Here is a 13,156-nt window from a genome sequence, read left to right on the forward strand (position 1 = left end):
TTATCCAATCGTTCTTGGTCGAAAGATCGGATCTCGGAACAGGCATTTAGTTCAATTTTCTTAAACGAGATTCAGGTAACTTAAAACAACCTTAGCTGGGCAGAGTATTGTTGAGAAAAAACAACTGCAGGCATTAAAGCAAGACTGGCAAACGCAAATTACAGCGCTTGAGCAAACCCAAGCAGCTATGCTGGGTGAAATTAACGGATTAAAAAAGCGCCGCAAAACACTCTCAAAAAACCTACAAAAGAAATTATTTGCTCAATACCAATTTTTAAATGCACACGGTGAAGTGACCGATCTGAATGCTATTTTTGCCAAACTTCCTGAGCACACTCCACCTTCGGGAGCGGGGGATTGCGCCGCCCCTAAATTATTACAATATGCATACAAGCACGATTTAAAACCAGTGGCTATGGCCGAATTTTGGTGGGGTGCACCGCCTAAATCAGCAATCAGGCATCACTTACATTATTACCCATCGTGTTATAGCAAATGCCAACCCATTTTAGGTCATATGCTAAAAGGCTTAAATGTTGAAGAAAATCCATTACTAACAAACCCTGCAAAAGGAAAAGACTTAACTATTGTTTATCAAGACGATGATTTACTGGTAATAAACAAACCCGCGGAGTTTTTATCGGTGCCAGGGATTAATATTGATGATTCAGTGTACATGCGTATAAAAACTCAGTTCCCCGCGGCTTCTGGCCCACTTATTGTGCATCGGTTAGATATGTCGACCTCAGGGCTGTTAATTATTGCGCTTAATAAGCGCGCGCATAAAGCGCTGCAAAAACAGTTTATTGAACGCACAATTGAAAAGCGTTACGTTGCTTTAGTGGCGGGCAATATTACTGAGAATAGCGGAGTGATTAATTTACCTCTTGTGCTCGACTTTGATGATAAACCACGCCAAATGGTGTGTTATAAAACCGGTAAACCGTCGTTAACAACATGGCATGTACTGGAGCGCAAAAACAACACCACCCGACTGCAGTTATACCCTAAAACAGGGCGTACACATCAGTTACGGGTACATTGCGCTCATCAATTAGGTTTAAATACCCCGATAGTTGGCGATACTCATTATGGTGAAGAGGCAGAGCGCTTACATTTACATGCCGAGTATTTAGCCTTCACCCACCCTATTTCTCATCAACGTTTAGAATTTGAAGTAGCCGCTGATTTTTAAATCAGCGATACTAAAACTCCCCTCTGTTTTAAAAAGCCTTGCCATTTTTTTATATTGCAAAGTCGGTAACCTTTACCGTTGCAATATAGAAAAATTTACCTGCATTATGCAAAGCCTCTACTTATAAATAATAAATAGTTATATATTTCAATACATTAAAAGTTGGCATTAGCTTTGCTTTTATAAAAATAAGTATTTATTACAGTCCACTTTATTTGATTAAAAGCGCCAATAAGCGCTTTTGATGACACACAGTAAATGGGTAACTAACCGTTTACTGCGTACAACAGAACTTCCTACACTCCCTGTGTACTTTATTGGTTATAGGCTAACGCTTATAACCATTTTTTTTGCCTTTATTATTTAATCGTAAATTTTACGTCTTGATCGCGTAATAAATAAAGCGCAAAACACGCAGCCCACATAGGCCACGCCGCAAAAAACAGTAAATTATTAAAGCCATCAATGTATTGATTATATGAAGAAAGCGTAGATAAACCATGCATTATAAAAATAGCACCGTAAGTAATACGTTTTTTAATACCGACCAAAAATGCTATTACTAGCAATAATTGCAGTGCACCTAAAATATAAGCAATAGTATCGGTAGAGCCACTGATCCCATAAAAATGTTCAAAAATACGGGCGCTATGCCCCGGATTTACAAATTTATCTAGCGTCCACTAGGGCCTGTTGACCTTTGCAGATTTAAATTTGTTCAAGCTAGGGGCGATTTAATCGCGGCGCGAGGTTTGTAGCCTAGTGGGCTAAGTAAAAACCGAGCAACAAAGAGTAAATCGCCCCTAGGCAGAACCCTTCGAGCAGGGTCTGTTTGGCATTTATGCTGCGTTATCGCCTATTTATGGGGAATAACCACACTACATAGGCTCTGCCTTGCCTAAAAGCCAAACATACAGCTGCAAATTAAACCTCGAAAGATAAACAGGCCCTTTACATCACTATAAACACCCCACACCGAAGCGATAATAAAGACCACTGCAAACGATTTTGTACATCAGTATTCATTGAACCTGTCATAAAATTTCCTTAAAAAAGATATAAATAAACTAATAAGCAATAAAGACCGTACAAACTCCCTTTTATTTCATAATAATTGTAAATAGCTGTTAAGCTTGTTTAATAAATCGATTAACAAAGCAGCTATTTTTAATATTTTAATAAATAACAATATTGTTAAATTGCTGAAAGTTATTTTTAAGCCTTTCGGTCTTTTATAACCATCAACATACAATTACAGAGAGAAAACGTTTGAAATATTCATCCTTGGCCGTATCTATAGCCGCTTTATTAAATACACCCGCTATTGCTTTTGCTACAACAAAGCCTGTAACAGAAAATGCCATAGAGCGTATTGAAGTAGCGGGCCAAAGTTTAAATTCTCAAGGACTTTCTGTTAAAGATGCAACCATAAATGGCCCCTTTGGCGATAATTTAGCACTGCAAGATATAGCACGTTCAGTCACGCCTATTTCAAAAGAGCTAATAGAACAACTTAACATTACCACCTTGCAAGATGTACTTGCTGTGAGCCCTAATACGTATGCCGCCAGTGGCTTTGGTGCACCAAGCTTACCCACTATTCGTGGCCAATTAGGTGAGCTTTTTCAAGATGGAACTCGTCGCCAAGCAGGTAATAACGGCTTTGGTGTGCCGTTATCATTTAACGCGGTAGAACAAATAGATGTAGTTAAAGGCGCTCCTCCAGTATTGTTTGGTTCAAGCCAGCGCAATGGTGGTTTTGTAAATTTACACTCTAAGCAAGCCTCCACTGAAGAACACAAAGGTAAAGCGAAGCTCTCTGCGGGTCGTTGGGATCAATACACCGCTCAGCTTGATTACACCGCACCGATTGTAAAAGACAAAATTGGTTTTCGTGTGAGTTATGAACACCTTGATCATGGAAGCTACTACGATTACTCAGGGACTAAAAGTGACAGTCTTTTTGCAGCACTGCGAGTATTGCCTGATGATAAAAGCAGCTGGGATATTAACTTTGAGCTATATCAGGTTGAGTTTACCGACAACGCCGGTATTAACCGCCCTACTCAAGCACTCATCGACCATGGTCTTTACATTACCGGCCAAGGCGTTCAAGCAAACGGCAGCACAGTACCCGCAGCGGGTTCAATTGTATCTCCTACAGGGTTAGTTAACATTGATCGCAGCACCGTACTTACCGACCCTGATAACCAAAACGAAGCCACTACTTACCTACTACACAGTATTTATAAGCGCGAGCTTTCAGATAAAGCGTCGCTTAAAAATATTAGTTATTTTCAGCACTTAAAACGTGATGAAGTGGCTCAAAACAGTTTTGTTGAAATTATAGATGGTGCCGATACCGCACAAAACCGCACTGAACTAACGTATCAATGGAATAATGAACAGCAGACTATCTTAGCCTTTGATGTGCGCTACAACAAAGTACTTGGATACAGCCAATTTACCACCGAGGCCGACACGCCAATTGATTTAACGGGTCCACTTTCAAACCGTCGTATTCCATTAACCGATGCGCAAAAAGCACGCTTAGTTGAGCTGCGCCCCGGTGTATTTGTATCTCCAGGTGGTCAATACGATATAAACGGTGATGGCAGTGGTGATTTTAACTTATCAGACACCACCGACTCGCGTTCTTGGCAAACTGGCTTTGCTATACAACAAGACTCACAGTGGACAAATAAACTGCGTACCAGTGTGGGTTACCGCCTTGATTATTATGATGTAGAAGCACACGATCCCATAGCGCCACAAGGACAAACAGCAGCCAGTGATAGCATTAACGACACGCTGCAATCTGGCCAAATCAGTTTTAATTACAAGCTCAATACTGATTTTACAAGTTACGGCGCAGCAAGTTACAACGAAGCGACTTCAAATAGTATGGCCGGTGGTAACACCTTAGGTGGTGACAACACGATTAGTGCGCAAAACTTTGCAACCGAAAACACGCTGGTAGAATTTGGCTTAAAATATGCGCCTACCAACAGCGATTGGTATGCTGATGGCGCCCTATTTAGCCAGCGCCGTAGTTTACGCAACCGCGATGGCAGCAATACCGGTATTCGTACCTCAGGTTTTGAAGGCCAAGTATTTTACGACGCTTACCCATATTGGTTAAGTGCAGGTTATAGCTATATTGACGCACGCTACGATAACTCTGCGACTGGCCAAGACTCGGCGCAAATTGCTGATGCGTTTGATAACTCACGCCCAGATATTATTGCCGGTAATGGTATAGGCGCGCCAAGTTATACAGCGTTTGCCCCTTCAAATAGCCAAGTACAAGGTATTCCTGAGCAATCGTTAAGCGTTAATGGTAGTTATTCAATTAATGAGAAATGGCAGGCAGGTTTTTCAGCTTTATATACAAAGAGTTACCCGCTAGATTTTTTACAAACAGTGAAAATTCGTGACCAATACACGTTAAACGTCAATACCAGCTACGCGTTTACGCCTAGCACTAAGTTGCGATTAGATGTGAACAACGTCACAAATCAAGATAACTGGCGTCCAGTGTTTGAAGGCGGCTATTTTGGCGCAACATTAGCATTCCCTGAATTACCAATAAACGCCAAGCTTACCCTAACGCATAACTTTTAAGCCCAAGAGATAATATGATTAAAAAACTATTGTTATTATTGATTGCAGCAGCCGGTATTGGCATGTTCTTTCATTTTAATTTGCACCAGTTACTTACACTCGATGGCTTAAAAGGGTCGATGGATCAGTTTAACCAATACAAAGCGCAATCGCCGTTGTTAGTTATTGGCGGGTTCTTTTTACTCTATGTGGTAGTAACGGCTCTCTCTTTACCCGGCGCAGCTATTTTAACATTGGCCGCAGGCGCATTATTTGGCTTAGTAGAAGGCTTACTGGTGGCGTCGTTTGCCTCAACGATTGGTGCTACCCTTGCCTTTTTAGTGTCACGCTATTTATTACGCGACACCATTAAAAAACGGTTTCCTGAGCGTTTAGCTGCTATAGATAAAGGCGTAGATAAAGAAGGCGCTTTTTACCTTTTTACTTTGCGTTTAGTACCGGTATTTCCGTTCTTTTTAATTAACCTATTAATGGGCTTAACCGCTATTAAGTCGTGGACTTTTTATTGGGTGAGCCAAATTGGTATGTTGGCAGGCACCTTTGTATTTGTGAATGCCGGTACTCAACTTGCACAAATTGAGCGTTTATCGGGCATTTTGTCACTAGATTTAATTCTGTCATTTGCTCTATTAGGTGTATTCCCACTGATTGCGAAAGCGATTTTAAATGTATTTAAAAAACAACGGGTTTATAAAAACTACACTAAGCCCAAAAAATTCGACCGTAACATGATTGTTATTGGCGCGGGTGCAGGCGGCTTAGTTACCAGCTATATTGCCGCCGCAGTAAAAGCCAAAGTCACCTTAATTGAAGCCGGCGAAATGGGTGGTGACTGCTTAAACACTGGCTGTGTGCCTAGTAAAGCCATTATTAAAAGTGCAAAAATAGCACAGCAAATGCGCCATGGCGAAAACTATGGCCTTGAAAACACTACACCGCAGTTTTCCTTTAAAAAAGTAATGGCACGTGTACATCAAGTCATTGCTGATATAGCCCCGCACGACAGCATAGAGCGCTACACAAATTTAGGTGTGGAGGTTTTAAAAGGCTATGGAAAATTGATTGACCCGTGGACAGTGGAAATTAAACTTAACGATGGCAGCACGCAAACTCTTACCGCTCGCACACTTGTTATTGCCACCGGTGCACGCCCGTTTATACCGCCACTGCCAGATATTGAAGAAACCGGTTACGTTACCAGCGATACTTTATGGAGCAAATTTGCCGAGCTCGACGAAGCGCCCAAAAAACTGGTTGTTTTAGGTGGGGGCCCGATTGGTTGTGAGCTTGCACAAAGCTTTGCTCGTTTAGGCTCAAGTGTGACGCAAGTTGAAATGACTCAGCGCGTTATGATCAAAGAAGATGTTGAAGTGTCAGCTTTTGCACACCAATCATTGGCCGATAGTGGCGTTAATATTTTAACCTCACACCAAGCGCTGCGCTGTGAAGCACGCGAGGGTAAAAAGTACCTCGTGGTGAAGCACAACGACACCGAAATTGATATTGAATATGATGAGCTACTGTGTGCCGTTGGCCGAAGCGCACGCCTCAAAGGCTATGGCCTTGAAGAGCTTGGTATAGAAACTAATCGAACCATAGTAACTAACGACTACTTAGAAACACTCTACCCTAATATTTTTGCCGCAGGCGATATTGTAGGCCCGTACCAGTTTACTCACGTTGCGGCTCATCAGGGGTGGTACGCGGCGGTTAATGGCTTATTTGGCCACTTTAAAAAGTTTAAAGTAGATTACCGTGTTATTCCATGGACCACCTTCATTGATCCAGAAGTCGCGCGCGTAGGCCTAAACGAGCAAGAAGCGATTGATAAAGGCATAGACTATGAAATCACCCGCTTTGAGTTTGAAGAGTTAGACCGCGCCATTACTGAGAGCGCCAATAATGGCTTTATTAAGGTGATCACCCCTAAAGGAAAAGACAAAATACTCGGAGTTACTGTGGTTTCTGAGCATGCAGGCGATTTAATTGCTGAATTTGTTTTAGCCATGAAACACGGCCTTGGCCTTAATAAAATTCTAGGCACAATTCACAGCTACCCAACATGGGCAGAAGGCAACAAATATGCCGCTGGTGAATGGAAACGTAACCATGCTCCACAAACTGTTTTAAACATGCTTGAAAAATACCATGCATGGCGCCGAGGTTAAGCCTTTGTATACGTTATTGAAGTTTTTAGTTTTAAGTGCACTACTGGTCACGGCGTTTAAAAGTAGTGCACAAAACCTGCACGATAGTTGGAACACGCTATTAACTAAACATGTTGTCGCTATTAATCATGGGCACAGCACTGAGGTTGATTACGCTGCAATTAAACACGAGCATACCCAATTAAAAGCATATTTAAATACGTTAACAGCCATCACACCAGGTGAATTTAACACGTGGGGTAAACACAAACAGTTGGCGTTTTTAATTAATGCCTATAATGCCTTTACCGTTGAACTAATATTAACGCAGTACCCTAATATTGAATCAATCAAAGAGTTAGGTAGCTTTTTTAGTTCACCGTGGAGCAAAGAGTTTATTTCGCTGCTGGGTAAAACACGCAGCCTTGATGATATAGAGCATGAGTTAATTCGTGGTAGTGGTAAATACAACGACCCGCGTATTCACTTTGCAGTAAACTGCGCCAGTATTGGTTGCCCTGCACTTCGTGAAGAAGCCTACTCGGCCGATAAACTAGAAGAGCAATTACACCAGCAAACTGTTCGTTTTTTGTCAGACAACACCCGCAACATGGCAACAGGCAATACTTTAAATGTATCGTCTATTTTTAAATGGTACGGCGGTGATTTTGAACAAGGCTTTAAAGGAGCAAACACATTACACCCGTTTTTAGCACAATACGCTGATGCATTAAAACTGCTACCCGCTCAACAAAAAGCGCTGCAAAATAATGACATGAAAATTAAATTTTTAGATTACAACTGGAATTTAAATGCACGTCGTTAAGCCAATACAAATACTCAGCCGATATTGTTTTTTGAGTATTGCTTTGTGCATTGTTTTAGTTGCTAGCTTTAAAACCATGGCAACCTCTCCCTCTGATACTCGCTGGCAAACTATCCAAAGCCAAGGTAAAAACCAACCCGTTTATTTTTATGCATGGGGCGGCGATCCGCAAATAAATGCCTACATTCAATGGGTGGCTGAGCAGGTCAAAGCGCAATATGATATTGAATTAGTGCATGTAAAATTAAGCGATACCAGCGAAGCAGTAAGCCGAGTATTAGCAGAAAAATCAGCCAATAATCACGCTCAAGGCAGTGTCGATTTAATTTGGATCAATGGCGCTAACTTTGCCGCTATGAGTAAGCATGACTTGCTGCTTAAAGACTGGGCCCAGACGCTGCCAAATTTTGCATTAACCGATCCTAATAATAACCCCGCGGTAAACTTTGATTTTGGTTTGCCTACAAACGGGATGGAAGCGCCTTGGGGGCAAGCGTCGCTCACTTTTTATTACGACAGCCTAGCAATAGATGGCAGCACAACGAATCAATTACCCACCACCCTACATCAGTTATTAACTTGGAGCGCGCAAAACCCTGGGCGTTTTAGTTACCCAAAGCCGCTTGATTTTTTAGGCATGAGCTTTTTAAAATACGCTTTAGTGGTACTACATAACAACAACGATGATGAATTAAAAGCACAGCTAAACCAGCCAGCTACAGATAAAAACACCACTGAGGTGCTCAACCCTTTGTGGGTATTTTTAAATAAATTACACCCTGCGCTTTGGCGTAGCGGCAAACATTTTATGCAAAGTGGCGCACAAATGCGCCGCTTAATTGACGATACTGAGCTTAGTATCGGGTTTACCTTTTCAGCGCCAGAAGTGCCCGCTGCAGTACAACGCTTTGATTTACCCACCAGCACCCGCAGTTATGCTATGCATGATGGCAGTTTAAGTAACACCCATTTTGTAGCAATACCGTATAATGCAAGCCATGCACAAGGCGCACAGTTAGTCGCTAATTTTTTATTAAGCCCTCAAGCGCAAGCTCATAAACAAAAGCCCACTATTTGGGGCGATAAAACCGTGTTGATCCAATCAATGCTAAATACCCAGCAACAAGCCTTATTTAAAACCACACAACCGCACCCAAGTGCGCTGCCTTTTAATAGCATAAAACGCACACTCAGTGAGCCTCACCCAAGTTGGGTTAATGCCATAATGCAAGGTTGGCAAACGCGCTATGGGGTTAGCCAATGAATAAAGTACCCGCTTCAAATAGCCTATTTACCTTTTTGGTCAAACTAAGTCCTTACTGTTTGGTTGCATTGCTTACTTTACCCGTTTTAGGGGGGGTAATCGGCGTGCTTTTACCTGCCTTTGGTTGGGCGCCGGCACTCAATGAAACAAATATTGGCTTAGCAGGATTTAACGCATTATGGCAAACGCCTGGATTGACACACATGGTAGAGCTGAGCATACGAACAGGGCTTATTAGTACCTTAATCGCGTTTGTGCTGATGATCATTATGCTTGGCGCGTTTTTTAATAGTGTGTGGCTTAAACGCATTGAATATATTTTAAGTCCAATATTGGTTATTCCGCATGCCGCTGCCGCGATTGCGGTGAGTTTTTTAATTGCGCCATCGGGGTTATTTACTCGTTTATTTTCTCCATGGTTAACTGGCTGGCAATTAGCGCCAGAAGGCGCGTTACCTTACGACGCTTTTGGCTGGAGCATTATTATTGGGCTTGTGCTTAAAGAGTTACCTTTTTTACTACTGATTGCATTGGGTGTTTTGGCGCAACCCGAACTTGGTAAAAAGCTACGCAAGCAGCATCAAATTGCGGTTAATTTAGGTTATTACCCTATGGTGGCGTTTTTTAAAGTGGTGCTACCCAGTTTATACCCACTGTTACGTTTACCTATTTTTGCAGTACTTGCTTATGCCAGCGCCAGCGTTGAAATGCCACTCATTCTTGGCCCAAATACCCCTCCCACTTTAGCCGTTGCTATAATGCACTGGTTTAACGATGTAGATTTAAACCTGCGAATAAAAGCCTCGGCGGGTGCCCTGTTACAATTAGCGGTCACTGTTGGACTACTCTTAACGTGGCTATTGCTTGAAAAAATCATTGCTCTAGTTTTTAAGCAATCACTTATTAATGGCCGCCGCCAGTATGCACATCAATTGATCTGCACATTTACTTATGTTTTCACGAGTCTAATTTTAATTTTTATTGTTGCTACGCTAATTGGGTTAGTGATGTGGTCAATAGCGGGCTATTGGCGTTTTCCGGATACCGTGCCCTCAAGCGTGGTATTTCTGCATTTTCAACATGCATTTACACAAATACATACTCCCTTGTTTAATACCTTAATAATAGGGGGAATAAGTACGCTGTTTGCTATCACTATGGTATTGCTGTGCTTAGAAGCCGAGCAGTTAAACGCGAAACTCTTGTCGAAATGGACACAGTTAATTATTTATCTTCCTTTATTAGTGCCCAGTATTGCGTTTTTATTTGGTATTGTGTGGTTACAACAACTGCTCAATAGCCAGCATGCCTTTTTTAATGTGATATTTGTGCACGTTTTATTTGTTTTACCGTATGTTTTTTTATCTATTGCCGATAGTTACAGGCGTTTAGACCCTCGATTAGCGCGCGTTGCCGCAAGCTTGGGGGCAAGTCCCTGCAAGGTGTTTTTACAGGTTAAATTGCCACAACTATTCGCCCCTATTTTAATCGCGATAGCGCTTGGGCTGGCGATTAGTTTTGGCCAGTATTTATCTACACTTTTAGCCAGTGGCGGGCGTATAAGTACCATTACCACCGAAGCCGTAACCCTTGCTAATGGCGCAAGCAGACGCACCAGTGCAGTTTACGCCATTTTACAAATGGCATTACCGCTAATTGGTTTTGGTGTGGCATGGGTGTTACCTAAATACTTTTTTAAAGCGCGCGCTTAACTATAAAACCATTAAGGCTATTTAATGCAGTCATCATTACACATCAAAGATTGTCAGCTTTACCGTCAAGGCGAGCTGTTACTAAGCTTAAACGAGCAAGTAAATGGCGGCGAAATACTCACCATCATGGGGCCATCGGGCAGTGGCAAGTCAAGCTTATTAAATTGGCTTACAGGCTGTTTGCCCAAAGACTTTAAGGCACAAGGCGAAGTATGGCTAAATGAGCAAAATATAGATAACACCCCCCCGCATTTACGCCATATTGGGGTGCTCTACCAAGACGCTTTATTGTTTTCGCATTTAACAGTGGCAGGAAATATTGCCTTTGCTATGCCCAAAGGCAATAAAAAGCAGCGTCTTGAAAAAATAGACCACGCCCTAGAACAAGTTGGCTTAAAAGGATTGGCAGCCCGTCATCCCGACAGCCTATCTGGTGGGCAGCAAGCGCGTGTTGCACTGCTACGCATGTTGCTCAGCGAACCTAAAGCTATTTTACTCGACGAGCCTTTTAGTAAACTCGACACCCAATTGCGTGTTGATACCCGCGAACTGGTGTTTAGTCAAATACGCGAGCATAAATTGCCTGCCATTATGGTTACACACGACCACAGTGACGCCGAGGCAACAGCTGGCAAAGTGATTACTTTAGGCACTGATGCTTAAAACCTGACTCATATTCAAGGCAATACGTATGTTAGATAAATATGTTACCCCCATTATAAAGCCACTACTAACACCGGTTGTTATGCTCATTAATAAAAGCGGCATTACAGCTAATCAACTCACTGTTTTTGGTTTTTTAGTGGGTATGTTTGCCGTGCCTTTACTTGCCTTTGAAATGTGGTATGGCGCATTAATCGCCATTGCGTTGAATAGAATTTTAGATGGACTGGATGGCGCATTAGCCCGCTATGCTAATCAAAGTTCTAGCGCGGGTGGGTTTTTAGATATTACTCTCGACTTTTTATTTTACGCAGCGATTCCACTGGGCTTTATTTTGGCTAATCCAGCACAAAATGCCATTGCAGGTGCTATTTTACTGGCTACTTTTATAGGTACCGGTTCCAGCTTTTTGGCCTTTGCAATTGCCGCTGAAAAATTTAAACTCGACAAACCACAATTTAAATATAAAAGTTTTTACTACTTAAATGGCTTAACCGAAGGCACAGAAACCATTGCCTTATTTGTTGCCTTTTGTATTTGGCCGCAGCACTTTGCCATAATGGCCAGCTTATTTGCTGCAGCTTGCGCCATAACGATTTTCACCCGTATTTATGGCGGTTATCACACATTAAAACAACAAGAAACTAATATCAGTAAAACGGAGGCTACCAATGGATAACGAATTATGGTGGCGGCTTGGATGTTTTGTAAGTATTTTAGTCATAATGATGCTGCTTGAGTGGCAAACCCCTGCACGGCAATCGCCCATAAAAGCCACTAAACGTTGGGTTGCGAATTTTGGTCTTGTATTTACCTCTTCAGTGATTGCTCGGTTAGCGGTTCCTTTAGGGTTAACCGCCGCCGCGCTTTATAACCAAGAACATAGTATCGGTTTGTTTAATCAACTAACTATGCCTCTTTCAGTAGCAATTATACTTAGCCTGCTGTTACTAGATGTACTGATTTATTGGCAACACAGATTGTTTCATAAAATTCCAGTTTTATGGCGTTTACACCGTGTTCACCATGCTGATGCGCACGTAGATACAAGCACTGGGCTGCGCTTTCACCCTATTGAAATAGGTCTTAGCATATTGATAAAGCTTGCCGCCATAACTGCTCTTGGCGTGCCCGCCATTGCAGTACTTATATTTGAAATAACACTCAATGGGTTAGCACTGTTTAACCACGCAAATATTCGCTTGCCAAACGCAATAGAAAAACCACTGCGCCTCATCCTTATTACCCAAGCGCTGCACCGCATACATCACAGCCAAAACCCCGAAGAAACAAACAGTAACTTTGGGTTTAGTGTTACTTGGTGGGATAGACTTTTTGGCAGCTATAAATCACAGGCAAACCAGCCTGATAAACGTATTGCACTTGGTTTGAGCCAATACCCAAACCCCGAACAAAATTCATCCTTGTGGCAATTGTTAATAATGCCATTTAAAAAATAGCAATACGACTAATGAAAACGCCCATGTACACCTTTTAAACCTTTATTTATAACATTACTTGGGCGTTTAACCGTTCCTGTTAACAAAAACACCCTGTTAAAAGTAAATCAATTGTAAATTATTTAAACAAATTCTTGACCCAGTTAAAAATCCCCCATATTATTTGTAAGCGCTTACATTTATCACACACAAAAATGTAAGCGCTTACAAAAATGAAAAAATCAACAAATACACTATATTCTGACAATAATCAGTTGAACGGGGT

Annotated in this window: 8 protein-coding genes and 2 pseudogenes; 9 read left to right on the forward strand and 1 reads right to left on the reverse strand. The window is 41.9% G+C overall.

The window, feature by feature from the left end; all coding sequences use genetic code 11:
- Positions 1-79 precede the first annotated feature (79 nt).
- Positions 80-1,195, forward strand: a pseudogene (locus AAEY57_RS00005) (RluA family pseudouridine synthase); the annotation flags it as partial.
- 359 nt (positions 1,196-1,554) lie between these two features.
- On the opposite strand, the pseudogene AAEY57_RS00010 reads toward AAEY57_RS00005, so the two are convergent.
- Positions 1,555-1,878: pseudogene (locus AAEY57_RS00010) on the reverse strand (hypothetical protein); the annotation flags it as partial.
- 586 nt (positions 1,879-2,464) lie between these two features.
- Between AAEY57_RS00010 and AAEY57_RS00015 the strand changes: the two are divergent.
- The 8 genes from AAEY57_RS00015 to AAEY57_RS00050 are packed head-to-tail and all read left to right on the forward strand — an operon-like array spanning position 2,465 to position 12,891.
- Positions 2,465-4,819 carry a TonB-dependent receptor gene (locus AAEY57_RS00015; RefSeq protein ID WP_013463035.1) on the forward strand — a complete coding sequence of 785 codons (2,355 nt, stop codon included), beginning with the start codon at positions 2,465-2,467 and terminating at the stop codon, positions 4,817-4,819.
- A 14-nt stretch (positions 4,820-4,833) separates the two neighbouring features.
- Positions 4,834-6,987, forward strand: a complete 2,154-nt coding sequence (locus AAEY57_RS00020; RefSeq protein ID WP_350605536.1) for a dihydrolipoyl dehydrogenase family protein — start codon at positions 4,834-4,836, stop codon at positions 6,985-6,987.
- Positions 6,968-7,792 (forward strand): DUF547 domain-containing protein, encoded by an 825-nt coding sequence (locus AAEY57_RS00025; protein WP_013463033.1) that lies wholly within the window; start codon positions 6,968-6,970, stop codon positions 7,790-7,792. Before AAEY57_RS00020 ends, AAEY57_RS00025 begins: the two co-directional genes overlap by 20 nt.
- A complete protein-coding gene (locus AAEY57_RS00030) occupies positions 7,779-9,056 on the forward strand; it encodes an ABC transporter substrate-binding protein (RefSeq protein WP_138764894.1) in 1,278 nt (425 codons plus the stop codon). The genes AAEY57_RS00025 and AAEY57_RS00030 overlap by 14 nt, the downstream gene beginning before the upstream one ends.
- Entirely contained in the window at positions 9,053-10,768 is a 1,716-nt protein-coding gene (locus AAEY57_RS00035; RefSeq protein ID WP_016900603.1) for an ABC transporter permease, read from the forward strand. Before AAEY57_RS00030 ends, AAEY57_RS00035 begins: the two co-directional genes overlap by 4 nt.
- A 24-nt stretch (positions 10,769-10,792) precedes the next feature.
- Positions 10,793-11,431: an ATP-binding cassette domain-containing protein gene (locus AAEY57_RS00040; RefSeq protein WP_138764896.1), complete on the forward strand. Its 639-nt coding sequence runs from the start codon at positions 10,793-10,795 to the stop codon at positions 11,429-11,431.
- Between the two features lie 28 nt (positions 11,432-11,459).
- Positions 11,460-12,110, forward strand: coding sequence for a CDP-alcohol phosphatidyltransferase family protein (locus AAEY57_RS00045; protein ID WP_350605540.1), 651 nt, complete (start codon positions 11,460-11,462; stop codon positions 12,108-12,110).
- Positions 12,103-12,891: a sterol desaturase family protein gene (locus AAEY57_RS00050; RefSeq protein WP_138764299.1), complete on the forward strand. Its 789-nt coding sequence runs from the start codon at positions 12,103-12,105 to the stop codon at positions 12,889-12,891. Before AAEY57_RS00045 ends, AAEY57_RS00050 begins: the two co-directional genes overlap by 8 nt.
- Positions 12,892-13,156: the final 265 nt, after the last annotated feature.

It is taken from the genome of Pseudoalteromonas sp. MER144-MNA-CIBAN-0113 (genome assembly GCF_040308965.1).
Taxonomy (GTDB): domain Bacteria; phylum Pseudomonadota; class Gammaproteobacteria; order Enterobacterales; family Alteromonadaceae; genus Pseudoalteromonas; species Pseudoalteromonas tetraodonis.

Coding starts and splice junctions, on each gene's coding strand:
- AAEY57_RS00020 (WP_350605536.1), top strand. CDS start 4,834: ATGATTAAAAAACTATTGTTATTATTGATTGCAGCAGCCGGTATTGGC.
- AAEY57_RS00025 (WP_013463033.1), top strand. CDS start 6,968: ATGCATGGCGCCGAGGTTAAGCCTTTGTATACGTTATTGAAGTTTTTA.
- AAEY57_RS00030 (WP_138764894.1), top strand. CDS start 7,779: ATGCACGTCGTTAAGCCAATACAAATACTCAGCCGATATTGTTTTTTG.
- AAEY57_RS00035 (WP_016900603.1), top strand. CDS start 9,053: ATGAATAAAGTACCCGCTTCAAATAGCCTATTTACCTTTTTGGTCAAA.
- AAEY57_RS00040 (WP_138764896.1), top strand. CDS start 10,793: ATGCAGTCATCATTACACATCAAAGATTGTCAGCTTTACCGTCAAGGC.
- AAEY57_RS00045 (WP_350605540.1), top strand. CDS start 11,460: ATGTTAGATAAATATGTTACCCCCATTATAAAGCCACTACTAACACCG.
- AAEY57_RS00050 (WP_138764299.1), top strand. CDS start 12,103: ATGGATAACGAATTATGGTGGCGGCTTGGATGTTTTGTAAGTATTTTA.